The organism is Pseudomonas sp. FW305-3-2-15-C-LB1 (genome assembly GCF_058787615.1).
Genome location: NZ_JBYSZX010000005.1, coordinates 1 through 16129 on the forward strand (window position 1 = coordinate 1; position 16129 = coordinate 16129).

A 16129-nucleotide genomic window follows, 5' to 3' on the forward strand; every position below is an offset into this window, starting at 1 on the left:
AGCGGGGAAGGTGGATTGACCCAAAACGGCCTGGGCGTATTAACCCTCACCGCCGCGAACAGCCACACCGGGCACACGACTATCGGAGCGGGCTCGACGATTGCCGTGAATACCGGCGGCGCGCTGGGTGCCGGTCAGGTGGATATCGCCAATGGTGGCTTGCTGACGTTCAACAGCGACATGGCGGTCATGCAATCGGGTGTTATTAGCGGTCAGGGTGGGGTGGCCCAACACGGTTCGGGCGTGCTGACCCTTGCAGCCTTGAACACCTATACGGGTGGAACGTTCATCGGCCAAGGGTCGACAATTGCCGCGAGCTCCGTTGAGGCGCTGGGTACGGGAGGTATTACCAATAATGGGACCTTTATTATTACGAACGCGCTCAACAACGCTGCACCCGTGCTGGACCAAGGGATGGCAGGAACGGGTAACACAATACTGGGCGACTCCCTTGGCACGATGATACTGGCAGGTGATAACAGTGCCTTTTCTGGCTTGTTAACTGTTGGCACTGGTACGACGATTGGTGTGCAAACAGACCTCGGCACTGGCAACCTGCTTTTGCTGGGCGATGTGAGTTTTGATAATGGAAAAGATGCCGTCGTGTCGGGAACGATCTCTGGTACGGGTTCAGTAGCGGTGAATAGTCCCCAAGCGCTGACGTTTTCAGGTATTAATAAATATACCGGGATCACCGACATCGGTAAGGGCGGCACGTTACTTTTGAGTGGGGCAGGCAGTATTGCCACTAGTAGTACTGTACAACTGGCGGAGGGTGCACTTCTGGTTATCAAAGATACGACAAGTGGTACTTCCGTGAATAACCTTGTTGGCCAGAGCGGTAGTCAAATTCTGTTAGGGGATAAAACACTTACGGTCAACAGCGACTACGACACGACCTTTAATGGCAACCTGACAGGAAGCGGTGGTTTGACTACAGCTGGCCCAGGAACACTGACCCTTACTGGGCAAACGCAGCAGACCGGCTCAATCGCGATCACAGCAGGCGCGCTTGCACTGGATGGCAGCTTGGGTGGCGCACAACTGAGCAGCGATATTATTGGTACCTTCGGTGCGGGGCTGCTATTGCAAAATGGGGCTACGTTGACTGGCACCTTCAACGGAGCTTCGTCTCTCTACGCCGGTCTATCGAACAAATCCCCTTTTGGATCGGCCGACATCAGTATTAACAATAGCCGGTGGACTATCACCGGCGACTCAACGGTCAACAATCTTACATTGGCAGGAGGCAGCATTAATTTTTCCAGCGTCGGACCCAATAGTGCTGCTCAGTACAGCACACTTACGGCGACCAATATTTTCAGCCAAGACAGCATGATCTCTATGCACGGCGGCAGTACAGGCAGCGATAAAATTGTGATCGATGGTGGTAGTGTGACCGGGCAAGCAGTCATTGATTACACCCTGTCTTCGGCATTGACGGGGCCGAGTATTACGCTGGTCGAGACACTTAACGGAGCCACGACGGCAAGCGATGCTTTTTCGTTGGCTAAGCCTGTATATTTTGGTGCAAGCGAATACGTCTTAAATCAAAGTTTGGCGGCCAACGATTATTCATGGTCACTCAACAAAATAAACTCATATCGTCCTGAAGTCGTGATCGACAGCACCTTGACCAGTACCGCGACTGGTTATATCGACGCACTGATCGGTGGTATCAACAACGCCTTGTCTTCAAAGCGCATCGGGTTGTTACAAGAAGAAAAACTTGGAGGTGAAAGTTCGTTTTGGGTGACCGGTGTGGCAAACAACGATCACGAAAACTCAAGCCGGTATTCAAAGGCTTACAATAACTACAAGGCCACTGTGTTTGGTGCCGATACGGTTGTGGAATTTGGCGCAGGCTACTCAGCAGCGCTGGGGGCTTTTGCCGCAGTGGGTAAGGGGCAGAGCAACTACTCAAGACGGTATGACCAAGTGAAAGTCGGCTCATCGGCGGCTGACACCTACACCGTCGGGCTCTATGCGTTGGGGAATTTTGGCAATGGCTTTTACATTGATCCGGTCTTGCAGCGCTCGTGGTTAAAATCGCTGAAGACCAGCTATTCCAGTGGCGGTGGTACCGAAACGAGAGCGTCGTCATGGGGCTTGAGCGTTGAAGGGGGCAAACACATCGACCTTGGCAACCGCCTGACGATCACGCCACATGTTAATGTTGACTATCAGCAGCTGCACATGGACGGTGTGCAGTCGCACTATGCGGATATCAACTTTGATCGCACGAAGAATCTTGACGTTGGCGCAGGTATTAATATTAGTAAAAATATTCCGCTTGACGCTGGGCTAAGCCTATCCGTGTATGCAGCCCCGAGTATCAGACAGAGGCTGAAAAGTATGGGTAATACCAACTACACCTGGCTGGATGGAGCGTCGGATTATTCGACTCACAATAATACTAAAGGCACATCTGTCCCATTGACGTTGGGTGCCATTGGACATCTGACAAAAGATGTCACCACCAGTGTGGTGCTGGATTATGAGTCGTCGGGAAAATCTACTGCAGTCTCCGGAACGATCAATTTTGTTTATTCGTTCTGATTGTCGCTGGTCGGAGGACTAGGTTCTGTACATACGCTTGGTGATATTGTTCTGCCTTTACTTGGAACGATCAAATAGCCGAGGCGATGCTGGTTTAGGCTGGCGTTTCATGTTGCGCAGAAAAATCGCTGGCTGTACCTGATACCCGTCGCAGTAACGACGGGACGGCGTTATAGCCTTTTTCAGCAAGCAACCATCAGCAACATTTACGGGGAGGGGCGTAAACCGGGTGTATACGCCTCATGGAGAAATTGTTCGGCGATAAAAGAAACCTCAGCGACACGTGGTTGGCGTTGTACAGCATGAAGATCTTGGTGGTCAGGCTGCCCCGACTGCGCTCGCGCGCGTAATTTTGCGGTTCTTCGGTTCCCCTTAAAGCACCTATCGCCCCTGGCTTGCTCGTGCTGGGGTGGAGTCAATCATCCAGGTCGTCAGATCGATTATTCCTTGATAAATCGTCGACCAGGGAGGCGGAGCGCTTGTGGATGCTGCGCCAGTACCAAAAGCAACCCGTTGAGCACCAGCCGATCAACTGTTCGCCGGTGCTCACTACGGGCTGGCTCGTAGAAAATATTCGCAACCAAATCCAAGGCTGCTTCGGGGCGCTTGTACCGTTTGGCGGTCATGGGCGCCTGCGTTGGGCAACTAATTGGAACGTTTTTACGCAGGGACATGGCATGAGAAGCATCATCCGCATCGGCGACAAAACTACCGGCGGCGGCACGGTTCTATCGGGTTCCATGGCCATGATTTTCGGAGGTATTAGTGTGGCTCGCAAGGGGGATCCCGTGAGTTGCCCGATTCGTGGTTATGGCCCAACGGTGATCGCCGAGGGGCACCCGGTTTTTTGTGACCAAGGGGTTCCGATTGCCTTTCAGGGGCATTCCTGTGCTTGTGGCTGCCTTTTGATTTTGTCACTGCTTGATATGAGCGCGAGTTAAGCGCGTCGGTCAGATTGGATAAAGTCCCAGCTATATGTCCCGAGTTGTTCGGCCTAGGGTATGACATTAGCTATGTGTCTTGGCACTGCGGTTTTTTGCTGCTGGCCGTGGGTGGCTGTCCTTGAGGGGAGGAGGGGGCGATGGCGTGTTGGTGTATTGCGTCAGCAGCAAGTTGCTGGTGGTCGGAGTATGGCACTTAAAGAGGATTTGACCCGCAAGTACAGACATGGCCGACGCGTTCAACAGGTGTTGAAAGTCAGTCTGCACTCGGCCCTACGAGAAGCGGGGGGCGTGACAGTAAGACAACTCAATACCCTCCGTTGGGGTCTGAGTGCTCAAGACTCAATCGGTGAAGTGTGATGAAATACCGTTGTGCCACAACCGTATGGCCGACGATAAACGCCACCTCCCCAAAGGCGAGTTAGCGTTTTACTGTGGCATCGCGAGAAGTTCCATGGCAGCAAGGCCTCGAAATCTTCTACGCTCGAGGCTTGTGGCACGCGCTCAAGTGCGTGGCGCAGCCACGCATAGGGCTCTTGGGCGTTGGCTTTGGCCGTCTCGACCGGGCTGTAAAGTTGAACGCTGGCCGTCGCGCCTTTGGACGTGTCGCTGAACAGCCAATTCTTGGCCCGATAACGAAGGGCCGGATGGCCCGCTCGGCCGCATTGTTGTCGATCGGCAAGTAACCGGCTTCGGTGTAGCGCACCAACTTCATCCAGTTGCTAGCCAGGTAGCTGATGGCTTTGCCCAGTGCATTTTGCACTGTGACTCCTCGAATACTTATGGATTATAGGGTGGCCCTAGCGCCACGTTAGTGTTTGGACGAGCAAACATTACAGTTTCACCAGCTCACGCGCTATTGAACCAGCCCGGCAGATAAGTGGGGCCTGACGGGCTGGCAGTATAGCGGCGGTATAGCCTAGTATGAGTGGAAGAGACTCAAATAGGAAGTTTGAGATCACTGACACTGTATATTGACACTTACAGTGTATTGACCAGTGTATTGACTGGAGTTACCTCGACGTCATTGCTGTGGAATGTAGTCCCCGGCGTACCAAGTACGTTGCTCTGTGTGCTAAGTTTCCCGGAAAACCTAATGCCGGTATTTTCGCTCGAATTGGAATTATGAGAATGGCCCTCAAAGCGGGTATGAGGAGAAGTGAATGTGTTGTCACCACTGAACACGATACCGGCTTGGTCGCCACCGCCCGTAACGGTGATTGCGTTTTGTGCCGTTAGCGTATTGTTACCGTCAAAGGATACGCCCATACCGTGGCCTCCGTAAGTGATTGTGGCATCTCCGTTAATTAGAATATCATTGGCGTTGAAAGTGTTTTTACCTTCGGCAAGAACGCCATAACTTCCCTTTCCGTTGGCCTCAATAGTATTTGCATTCAATGAGCTGTTGTTGATTTGCACACCGGCTTTGAAATAATGATTGCTGGCGTCTTGTTGGCCGTCAAGAAGGATGTTGCCTTTGCTTGAATCATTTGATGAGGCACTTAACGTGGAGTCCTGGATGTTCACCGCACCGAAAAGGCTATTGTTGGCAAATTTTTGACCTCCCCCTTTGCCGCGTAAATGAATGTCGCCGTTATTTGTCGAAAGCGAGCTGTTGCCGAAAACATAAAGCGTATGCTCACTGGAAAGGTTGATGTTGCCGCTATCGCTTTTGATTGCTGAATTTCCAACGGACAGTGAATTCTTCGCGTCGACATTAACAGCGTTAGCTGCTGACACAGCTGCGTTGGCAAACGCTGTGAAACCGCTGCTGCTGATATTGATATCGCCGTCGGTGTCGGTTTTCCCGCTGATAATCAAGTCGGCACCCGCAATATTGACTGAACCTTTCAGGTCACCGATCGAGGTCGCCTGAATGGTGCCAATTGATCGTACATTTCCTTGCTGGGCATGAAGGGTTACTGCGCCGCCAGATAACACCCCAGCTTTTTCATTATTGACAATTTTACCCTTGGCTGTACCGTCGACCGTAACACTCAAAAATGGGTTTTGGGTAGGCAGGGTCAGCGTGAATGCATCGGCAGACACCAACTGGATGGTACCGCCCGGCACAGTGATCGTCCCTTCGTTTTGGATAGTGCCTGCGCCTGCGAGTACCACATAACCGCCCGAGCCTGCGGTAAGGGTGCCCGAGTTGCTGATAGTGCCTTTACCGTCGGCGGTAAAGGTGTATTGGCCGTTCATAAAGTCGTTTTTTTCGAGTGTGCTAGTGCTGGTGACTAACGAACCTACGTTAACATTCGCACCGTTACCAAACAGAACCCCATTAGGGTTGACGAGGAACAACGTACCGTTCGAAGTGAGGTTGCCGTTAATTTTGCTGGAAGGGCCCGAAATTTGGTTCAACGTTGCGCCGCCGGTAGGTACCTGAAAGTTAACGGAGTTACCGTTGGCAATATCAAACGATCCCCAGCCGATCACCGCATTGGGCGTGCTTTGAGTAATGTTCATTGCATGGTTGGACGCGTTGATAGTTGCCTGGCCTAACATTACTGTACCACCGGTAGGTAAATCTTGAGCGACCGCAATCGATGGCATTGACGCTTGAAGAATGGCGGCACTCAATATACACACACTGGATAGTGCATTTTTTTTATTTTTTTTGTGCAGGTGCATGAGCATAGACGACATAGAAGTTGAATCCATATTAATAAATATTTGGATAAAGAAATAGAAATCGTCCTTGGTTGTAAATATTTCTTATCAGCTTGGTGAGATGGGGAACGTTCAACTCCCCATAACGCAACCGAGTTTAGACGGTACGTCTTAAACGCAGCAAATGAATAACTCCACAATCATTGTTATTTATAGGGGAGGGCTGTCGCCCTGCGCAGCGGCGTGGCGTTGATGTGAATAGCTCGACTCACGCATTGTGAATTTTTGGTGAATATTTATGCCTGCTTTAGAACGGGGGGGGGGCTGATGGTGACAACGTCGGTGAGTCGTTGGTACGTGTTTTGGGACAGTCCGGTGCTGCCCCAAGAATATTTAAATGCAGGAAGCATTCATGATCTGAACGTCAACGTCTTTTTCTCGTGCGGGTATGTTTGTTTTGACTTCGCATTGCTGATCATGCCCTTCACCCCAGCGTACGGTAAAATTCAAATCACCTTTTTTCAAACCGTCCATATAAAGTGTTTGACCATCATCGACCATGTATTGGGTACGTACGTCATCAATGTAGGCCACCGCAGCATAGGGTATTTTCCGTTGATCGCGGGTTGACAGGTTAAACAGTACTTGCGCGCCGCTGATGGCATTGATGTTTTTGTAAATAATCGCGCCTCTGGTCGGAACGGCGGTAATTTTGGTACTGGGGAAGTCCACATCCGCAGGCATTTTGTCTGTATCCACAGTGACAGTGTTTTTGTTATAGGGTGACAAACCGTTGATCACGGCATAGCCTTTGCCATTGGTTCGTGCCGTGTTGCTGTTGGTGAACGCAATGTTTTCAACATCTTTGACCGACACTAGCATTGCGCTTTCCGAGACACGATCTGCCAGGACAAAACCATGATGACTGACAATCATGCCGCCGGTTGCGCCATAACGTATTGAGTCACCGTAAGTAGATTGGCCGATTGCGGCGCGGACGTCACCATATCGACCGAAGTAGTCTGCTCCGGCTTCTGTTGAGCGGTAGGAGCCATCATCATAATGTGTGCTGCTGAGATACAGGTTGCTGGTCCGATCGGTGGATTGATGGCTCAGAGTGAGTGTGCTCGAATCATTAAGACGCGAAGCAGACAAACGTGTGCGTTCAAACAGCGGCATCGACAAGCTAACGAGCCATGACTCATCTGTACTTTTAACACGCTTGGCGCTTTGGGCGAGGTTATGAGTGTAAGTCATCGAATAGCTCAATTTTCCAATGCTGCTACCAAAGCTCAGGCTGCTGGTGTGGTGCTGTGTGGTCTTGTTTCCGAGGCCCGTCCAATGATGCTCAACTGACTGATGCACGCTAAAAGTGCCTAGGCGTCCCGGCAAACGATGAAAAACTTGCGCCTGGAGCCGATCTTTTAATCGATGGGATTCAAACGTGTAATAGCCCGAATGGGTGTGCTGGTTCAGCGAACGATAGTCTTTGGACATCCGCTGTTCATAGGTAAGATTGATTGAGGTGTTCAACACGTCCAGATTGTTGTTATAGCCGACCCGCGCTTGTTGACCGCTGTGCGTTGATCTAGGGCTTACCGACCTGGATGAGGTCGTCTCCATCCAGGCTTCTCCCCAGGGGCCAAGGGTAACCGCCTGGCCAAATAGAATAGCGTGATAGTCCTGCAAGTACTGGGTGCCGGCATAGGCACTCAAGCCATTGAACACACCATATTGCAAAGAGAGCTGCATCATGGGCTCATCGTTACTGTCCAGGTAACCGGCTGCCAGACCATATCGCCAATGCCCTGCACTTATCACTCTGGATGAGCGGGTGTTCAGCACGATAAATTCCTGAGAACTACCGTCTTGTTCATGCACGGTGATCACAAAGTTTGAGCTTGAGACACTGTCGACGCCTTTGAGCTCAAAAACACCGGCGTTAACGTAGGTCTCATAGATGACTTGACCTTGCTGCGCGACGGTGACACGCGCGTTGGTTTTTGCCAATCCGCTAAGGACCGGCGTATAACTTTTGTACTGGGGAGGCAGTAGGCTTGTGTCGGTGGACAGTTCTGCACCATAGAGGCGGTGACCTTCAAACACGGTCGAACTCGTATTAATTTGTCCCAACGACAAACGGCTGGCCAGTGCGGGAAGGTTGGTGTAAGCATAGGTATAGGCTGATTGCGATTTCCATTCACCATTAGCGCTTCTGAGGTACGACGTGTTACGCAGGCGCCAATCGCCGATATTGAGCCCGGAGTTTAACGACATAAAATAGTTGGAGCTCAGCGTTGATCCTTGACCCGCGGAAGTTCCGAGGCGTCGATTGTGTGATGCGTCGAAACGGTAATTGGTGTAGATCGCATTGATACCTGGGTCTGCATTTTGCATGTTCTTGTCAAAGGCTGAAAACATGAATCCCTTGGGAATCAGCATCTGCAGCGTCAATGTGTCGTAAATGTAGTTGGCTTGCACCTCGGTATTACTGTCGGTAATCCAACAGCCTTCTGGCGTGAAGGCCAGCTCGGTGGTCTTAAGGTTGACGCCCCAGGACTTGAAATTTTTGGGTGTTAAGCAAGGCGATACAATGCCTGCGTGGTCGACAAATTCGATCTCCTCGCTGCTCTCGGGAGTACCGTTTAACGTAATCTCAATTTGATGCGTGCCAGGGAGTTGTTGCGCCTGTAGAGCGTACAACAACTCGTTGTTGTATTCGTCAGAGCCTGAGAGAAGATTGAGGTTATAAGTAATTTTTTTATTGGGGGCCGGTGGCGCTGCCGACGTCGGTAACGACGTCATGAAAGTTAATACAGCGCAAAGCGGAAGAAACGGGCTGTGAGCTGGTTTGAGAGTACGCATGGAGGGTCATTAACTTTAAAGTAAAAGACAATAGTTGGCGGAAGTCAATAGCGTATCGGCGCTGATGGGTTATTTTACGTGCGTCTCGATGGGCTCGCTATTTTTTCCCTTGTCATTGATATAAGACCACTTGATGATTGCGCTTTTTTGATGAGGCTTCATGTCAAGCACTTTGGTACTTTTGGGATTCAAGTGATCAATATTGACCGGTTTGTCATTGATGCTCAGTTTGGCGATGACAATGTGAAAAGGTGTAGGGTTGTCGACTTCAATGTTATTATTTTTTATTGACCATTTCAGTTGTTGTACGGCGTCCTCAAGCAGCAGTTGTTTCATGGCTGCGGGGCGCAGCAATAACTTGTATCGGGCTATGATCGGGGTGATAACGGACATGCCTGTACGGTCCTCTTCGGGGGGCAGGGCCATGACATTCAAATAATAGAGAGCTTCCCGGTCAGCTATAATTTTGCTTTTCAGGTTTAAAATTTTAACCAGCCGCTCCGATTCGGCTTTCATAATAAAAACACTCGGTGTAACAACGACACCGGGAACACTTCCCTCTTTGTGATCGTCTACCCATACTTTAATCAGCATTTGGCTGGTGTCATTGTTAATGACCCGCTGCCTGAACGCACCATTGTCCTCATGATAAATCACGCGGGTTTCGGGAACGCCGGCCGCTAATGCCGACGCACTGAATAGCGATAAAAATAAGAGATGTAACCGTTTCACAAAGTCTCCAAATTATGGGCGTAGTTGCCTATAAGAGTTTTCCGGAAGCAGGGGGGCGTACTGAACCCTCTTTACCGAGATGGTTAATTGCTAGGTAAAGAGGGCGTTGGGTGATGCACTGAAGGTCTTATTGAATTTTTGCCGTGCGCAATGGCCGGGTTGATTTATTTAAGGGTGATGGTAACTGGCACGCTAAGTTTATAATTGCCAGCTACAAAATTGGTCAAGTTGTCTTTGATTTTTTGAAACTCCATGGTGTGATGTAGCGTCGCGAACAAACTAACGTGGTCGTCTTGCGCTAAGCTTATATCAGCACCGGCAGACGCTAGAATATGCTTGCTTTTATCATTCGAATCCACTGCACTGGCAACATTGGCGTTAGCCAGTAGTTGCACGCCGAACGATGCCTTTGTCAGACTGATTTCGTAAGAATCTATTTCAGCCGGATTATAGAACGGTGCAATTGTTTCGTCAGAGATTGAGGGTGTCGTGAATGTACCTGGACTCGAAAGGTTAACGACAGTTTTGGCTGGGCAATTAGCCAATACTAGTTCCGCGTGAGCTTTTGCAGGTCGTATTTGGTCTGGGCTAGCGTTCGCGACCTTTCCGTCAATGGTGCCAAAGTCAAATTTTATATTACCCTGCGGCACACACATCGGTTGTTGTGCGATGTTGAAACTGGTTTCGGCGGTCAGTAAGTTGGCAAATGCATAGGAAGAAAAAAATGTTAGTAGGGCCGTGGCGGTGAGCAGTGATTGTTTTTTCATGATGCGATAAGCTCTTGTTTGAAAGCACAGCGTGTGCTTAAGTTTAATTGAACGGTGTGTTGATTTGTGCGCCAAGCAACAAGACTTTTTAGTCTGCTTTCTATTTGCTTGAGCAAACAATAATTAGCGTGACGGATGCGTGTTAAATCAAGGTAATGACAAGTGGCGTTTCAATGGTGTAATCGCCAGCAGGAACCTGTGTTATGGGCTGATCGAGGTCGTAGTGTTCACTCGACGTAAGTAGCGCAGATAAAAGGAAACTATTTTCAGTTTCAATCTCAAATCGTGCGCCATCCACAGAAAGAATCGGTTGATCAGAATCATTGTTTACGAAGTAAGCTACGCCGATTAAATTGCGGCCCTTCTCAGGGCCCGTAGTCGCTGTTGCGAGAAGCACAGTTTCAGGCAGCGCATAAGGTCCTGGCCGTACTAGATTTGTCGCGCTTGCCTGCTTTATGTGAATTTTTTGGCCCACAGGGCAATTCGCGATGTTTATTTGGAGTTCCTGCATATCCGTGTTATATATCAGATTTTCAACATCAGCAGTTCCGTACTTAAAACTGGCAGTCGACTGCGGTACGCAGATCGGTGCAGCATCAATGGTAAAGCTGTTTTCTACGTTAAAGTTATTTTTTTCAGCAAAAGCGCAGCACATGGAAAGGGCCAAAGCGCTTGCGGTTGTAAGCTTAATGAAATTTTTCATTGAGTAGGTTCTCTTCTTCAGTGCATGACGCGAAGCATGACGCGAAATATCCATTTCCTAATAACTCCGTGTAATGAGGTGAAGCCTAACAATGTTTCGGATTTTAAGTTGTTAAATATGCGTCAGTGAATATTTTTTTAGAGAAGTGATGTGGTTTTTATGTTTCAGGGGGGGGAGCGTTGTTTTGTGTCTAAGCCGAGTGTTTGAGGGGGGGGGGAGGGTGGTATTTGATGTGCTTGATGCTCATGAATAACCTACTCACAAACCCGATCAGTGAGGTTTTTCACCTCATGATCGCGCTCAGCTAAATGAAATATATGTTCACCATCGGCGTTCCGAATTGCCGTTCACACTGAGCATTTCGACGCGGCCGGCACGTAGCAATATCGATAACTTATCCGCATTTACTCTCGGGTTTATGCACTGCAGGACTTGGGCTCAATCTGGGTAATCACGCGCTGTGGCGTAGGTGTGAATTATGTGATGGCCGGTATTTTTTTTCGTAACGGTTTAACTTCTGAGTGACTCAGGGGAGCGAAAATTATCGAGCGCTAAGTTTGCAGAAAGGGAGGGGGAATTGATCTTCTTGAGAGGGCACAGCCACTGTTGATGATGGTGTTAATGTTCGATACGCGTGATGAAATGCCCTGGCAGGCGGCTCGGTACGAAGAATCGAGTGATAAAGCCCTAGGCTCTCTACGAAATCAGCCGAAACCAATTTGAATTCCACCACCGTTGAAATTCATTAAAATCCGCGACCATCAAAGGCAGGAGCTCACGATGGCCAAACGGTATGAACTCCCCGACGCAGCCTGGAATTTGGTTGCAGATATATTCTATGGGCCACGCCGTAGCCGGCGCCTACGAACAGATGATCGCTCGATGCTCAACGGCATCCTTTGGGTACTCTGTTCTGGTGCTGCCTGGCGTGACATGCCGGAGTGCTTCGGCCCCTGATCAACGGTGTATCAGCGCTTTCTTGATTGGCGCAATCGCGGATCGTTTGAGCAAGTGCTCAAGCGGCTTCACATCAAGCTCAACGAGCATGGGTTAACCGATCTGGAGACCTGGATGATTGACTCCACCGCAGTACGAGCAACCCGGGCCTTTTCTAGTGCTGGGAAAAAACGGGGCCTGAAGAACCGCAAGACCACGCACTCGGGCGCAGTCGGGGCGGCCTGACCACCAAGATTCACATGCTGTGCGATGCAAATGGCGTCCCGCTGAAGTTTCTATTATCGGGCGGATAGACCAGCGATATCGCTTACGCACAGCGCTTGCTGGATGAGGCGTACATACCCAGCTTGCGCGGTCGCCCGCGCAAGCGCTGCCGATGGTTGCTGGCGGATAAAGGCTATGGCGCCGAAGCGTTGCGTCGGTACTTCGACCGGTATCGGATGCAACCGATGATTCCTCTGCGCAGTATGAAACGTAAACCTAAGCCGCGATTGCGGCGACTATTTGACCGTCCCAAGTACCGCCAGCGTAACATCATCGAACGTATGTTTGGCTGGCTGAAGGAGAACCGCCGCATCGTGACGCGCTTCGATAAACTCGCGAAAAGTTACGCGGCGATGGTTTCGCTGGCCTGTGCTATGCGGTGTTTATAACATTACTTTTCGTACAGAACCTAGCGCAAACAGCATGGATTGCAACGCTGCGTGGTCATGCGGCGAGGTGGTCGCGTTTGCGAATGTTGTGGACGTCACCCAGGTCCACAAATGGGTTCTGGGTGAGGAAAACGCGATGCACGTCAGGTCCATAGTATTAAGTGTATGGGTTTAAAAGTTGAAATGGCTGTGCAAGCGCCATTTAATATTGAATCTGTTATGAAGACTGTTCGTCTAAGCGATAGGTTAGTGTTGCAGGAAGCATTCAATGCTGTTGCAGATGGAGCAGTATCTTAAAGCGCCTGCCGCCGCCGAGGATTACGCATGTACAGCGATCAGTGCTTCAGTGCTACCGTCGCCTGTGAGCAAATGCTTCTCTGCTTGCGGCTGGCGTCCAAATTTTAAAATTTACCGAGAAGGGCGGGGCGCAGGGTGTTCCCTGATTGCGCCAGGATCGCCGTCCGCATTGGTGAATTGTTATGAATTCACCATTCGTCACCCTAGCCTCGACTCTATCTGTTTTATTATCCGGGTTCAAACAGGACGGTAGTAAGGCATTGATGAATGCGACTTTACTCGTTTCATTGAGCCGTGTGTGAGTGTGATCAGGCTTGGCTCAGCCGTTCAAGATACGACTTTACCTAGCAGGTTTATACGTGAAAGCAATCAAGCGCATTTTCAAGCGTGGGCGTTCTGTTGAGTATTCATCGGTACACTACCGGCTCTCAGAGCGGCCTCAAGTCGCAGTGGGCCAAGCTGCGCTCTGGTTGATCGCGGCATTGCTGGTGGCTTGGGCGGCGCTGTATACGGCAGAGCATTTGGCACACCTGTACGTAGACGAGCGGATGCGTGGGATTGTCGACTTAGGTAACGGCAATTTTTCCGGCTTTGAGCCCAGAATACTGAACGAGTTGAAAATTTTAGGCAACTATGAGGCTGTCGGTGAAGAGTGGCCTACGTTATTGGCTAAAACCTACGCGTTTGTAGAGTATTGTATTTTGTTGTTTGTGTTGGCGGCTGGGCTGTTTTCCATGGTCGGACTCTATAAAGGCTTGCGCTCTGTCTATGACTATTATTTTTCGATGCCGGCACGGTTTCGCAGAGCGTTGGACAGCAATCAAATGAGCCTACACTATCAACCGATAGTGGATATGAAAACCGGCCTGTGGGTCGGCGCTGAGGCGCTGTTGCGCTGGAAACATAAAGGTCAAGCCGTAAGCCCTGCCGTGTTTATTCCTTTGATCGAACAATCCGCCATCATGCCGTTGACGACCCGTTGGGTTTGCCAGCGTGTGATTGAAGATTACTCACGTTTGTTTTGGGCCTGTGACAGTTTTTACATCAGTATTAACTTATCTGCTCAAGATGTATCTGACTCTACGTTTGCCGAGTTTATTCAGGCGCTGCTTAGTCAATATCGAATTCCGGCATCACGTATTGTGTTTGAAGTGACCGAAGGGGTCATGCTCAATAAGCGCGACGCCATCCTGCATTTGGATCAACTGCGCGCTCAAGGCCATAAGATCGCTTTGGATGATTTTGGCACGGGCTATTCCAATTTGTCTTATTTGGATTGCCTGCCCTTGGACATGCTCAAGATTGACCGTTCCTTTGTCACTAAAAAAGATCAAGGTCCGGCGAATACAATTTTGGCTCATTTGTTGGACATGGCCAGACACTTGAAACTTAATGTGATTGTGGAAGGGATTGAAACACCCGAGCAAGTGGAACGCCTGCTCACCCTGGGGGCGCTGACTGCCCAAGGTTGGTTTTATGCAAAGGAATTGACTGCAGAAAACTTAGTGCATGGGTATTTTTCATTAGTTCATCCGGATATGAACCGAGTGATCTAAAGAAATAGGTAAGTGCGGCAGCGTCATAGTCATTCTCGCAAGGAAAGAGAGCATGCAGTCATCGATTGGCCCGACGTCGAGCGATAAGGGTATTCAAGCAGAAGCTAAGAAAATGGTAATACTTTGTGCATTAGGGAAGCGTCAAGTTGTCTTTTGGCCTTCGCATAATACCTTGGTTATTCACGAATATAACAACCGGCGTAAAGTTGAACTGGGGTACAGTTCCAGCCGAATTCTGGAGATTTTGATTGATAGGGCAGACGGGATTGTCAGTCGCGATGAAATTTTCGCCTTTGCTTGGCCCGACCGCATTGTTGGGCAAAACAGCCTGAATCAGGCTATTTCAACGATTCGGGAGTTACTGGCTGATGAAGAGCATCGCGCAATCATCCAGACCATTCCCCGAAGAGGTTACCAATTCAATTCCGAGTTTTTGGCTGCGCCAGGGCAGGTTAGTGAAAAAGACGAAATGCCCTCGGCACCATTGGCCAGCGTATTGAGTCGAGAGTTGCCGAAGGTTCAACTCTCATGGTTGGCAAGTCGGCTCGGCACAGAGAAGGTGCTGATGGGGGTCGCGTTGATATTAGCCACCATTTTCCTTTGGCGGATTGATTGGGGTCTTTGGCTGCAGCCCGACTTCGTCAAAGAAACAGAGACGCAAGGTTTATTGACCGTGTGGTACACGGGGGCGAACACGCCAGAAATCGAGAACCTGCAAGGGAGCATGGCGCCGGTGCTAGCGCGCATGGAGAGCTTGTTGGAAGCACCCGGCACGGTAATCTTTAATACGATGCACAGCTTTTACGAAATTCTTTGTATCAGTGGCAGCACGGTAGAGTTTATTTCAGTGCACAAATCGAAGTTAGCCACCTTGACCGATGAGCAATTAGACAGGTGCCTGAAGTGAGTAAGCGCTGTGCTGGATTATTGATGTGCGTTGGGCTGCTCGTGGCCCTGCATTTTGTGTATTCATCCGTTTCGCGTAACGAGGTGCTTAAGGGCGCTTATTTTACCACGGGCTCTATGATTACGAGTAACGGTGAAGCTCTTGACGTGCTGATCAGGCTTCAGTCTCACGACAATCAAATTCATGATTTTGAACAAATCAATAGCGACAGGCAGAAGTTTTCATTTACGATGGTCAATAATTTTTTTGGCAGTGCGCGTTTTTTGACTAGTGTTACTGGTGGGAATGAACTGCTTAGAAGTCTGTCGGTACGTGATCGGGATGTTGCTTTTAATTACGCTTATTTGTCAAGTTACGCGTCACAACTGACGTTTTATAAGTTGGATTTTAACCCGAAAGCTTCATGCTTCTATATCAAAGAGCTGGAGAGAATGTTGTGCTTGGGTGCTGACCGCGGTCGAGACCTTCCGTCGCCCTGAGAATGCGTGTAAACCATGGTGTTGACTAGTTATGACGGTCTTGATTTTCATTTGTTTGTGGGCCAAAGGTGGCGTCAAGCTTCTTCAACGACGCAAG

At 49.8% G+C, this 16129-nt stretch carries 10 protein-coding genes and 2 pseudogenes; 6 read left to right on the top strand and 6 right to left on the bottom strand.

Annotated features, from left to right (window positions below):
- Window positions 1–2559: autotransporter outer membrane beta-barrel domain-containing protein (locus AC3WP7_RS11550; RefSeq protein WP_146015332.1), on the top strand; the 2559-nt coding region annotated here is incomplete at its 5' end.
- 485 nt (window positions 2560–3044) lie between these two features.
- Window positions 3045–3500, top strand: a complete 456-nt coding sequence (locus tag AC3WP7_RS11555; protein WP_256579988.1) for a PAAR domain-containing protein — start codon at window positions 3045–3047, stop codon at window positions 3498–3500.
- 443 nt (window positions 3501–3943) lie between these two features.
- Here the strand turns inward: AC3WP7_RS11555 and AC3WP7_RS11560 are convergent.
- The 6 genes and pseudogenes from AC3WP7_RS11560 to AC3WP7_RS11585 all read right to left on the bottom strand — a co-directional run.
- A pseudogene (locus AC3WP7_RS11560) lies at window positions 3944–4269 on the bottom strand (IS66 family transposase); the annotation flags it as partial.
- A gap of 212 nt (window positions 4270–4481) precedes the next feature.
- Window positions 4482–6152: a two-partner secretion domain-containing protein gene (locus AC3WP7_RS11565; RefSeq protein WP_158243796.1), complete on the bottom strand. Its 1671-nt coding sequence runs from the start codon at window positions 6150–6152 to the stop codon at window positions 4482–4484.
- Window positions 6153–6509: 357 nt separating this feature from the next.
- Window positions 6510–8981, bottom strand: a complete 2472-nt coding sequence (locus AC3WP7_RS11570; RefSeq protein ID WP_102593243.1) for a fimbria/pilus outer membrane usher protein — start codon at window positions 8979–8981, stop codon at window positions 6510–6512.
- Window positions 8982–9050: 69 nt separating this feature from the next.
- Window positions 9051–9713, bottom strand: coding sequence for a fimbrial biogenesis chaperone (locus AC3WP7_RS11575; protein ID WP_102593242.1), 663 nt, complete (start codon window positions 9711–9713; stop codon window positions 9051–9053).
- A gap of 164 nt (window positions 9714–9877) precedes the next feature.
- On the bottom strand, window positions 9878–10480 hold the full coding sequence (locus tag AC3WP7_RS11580; protein ID WP_102593241.1) for a hypothetical protein: 603 nt from the start codon (window positions 10478–10480) through the stop codon (window positions 9878–9880).
- A gap of 142 nt (window positions 10481–10622) precedes the next feature.
- The gene (locus AC3WP7_RS11585; protein WP_102593240.1) at window positions 10623–11237 is read right to left on the bottom strand and encodes a hypothetical protein; all 615 of its coding nucleotides are present in this window, start codon (window positions 11235–11237) and stop codon (window positions 10623–10625) included.
- 726 nt (window positions 11238–11963) lie between these two features.
- On the opposite strand from AC3WP7_RS11585, the pseudogene AC3WP7_RS11590 reads away from it, so the two are divergent.
- From AC3WP7_RS11590 to AC3WP7_RS11605, 4 genes and pseudogenes are all read left to right on the top strand, one after another.
- A pseudogene (locus tag AC3WP7_RS11590) lies at window positions 11964–12793 on the top strand (IS5 family transposase).
- 656 nt (window positions 12794–13449) lie between these two features.
- Complete coding sequence (locus AC3WP7_RS11595) at window positions 13450–14646, top strand: EAL domain-containing protein (protein WP_146012687.1); 1197 nt, start codon at window positions 13450–13452, stop codon at window positions 14644–14646.
- A 52-nt stretch (window positions 14647–14698) separates the two neighbouring features.
- Entirely contained in the window at window positions 14699–15553 is an 855-nt protein-coding gene (locus tag AC3WP7_RS11600) for a winged helix-turn-helix domain-containing protein (protein WP_102591904.1), read from the top strand.
- Complete coding sequence (locus AC3WP7_RS11605; protein ID WP_146012688.1) at window positions 15550–16032, top strand: hypothetical protein; 483 nt, start codon at window positions 15550–15552, stop codon at window positions 16030–16032. Before AC3WP7_RS11600 ends, AC3WP7_RS11605 begins: the two co-directional genes overlap by 4 nt.
- Window positions 16033–16129 lie beyond the last annotated feature (97 nt).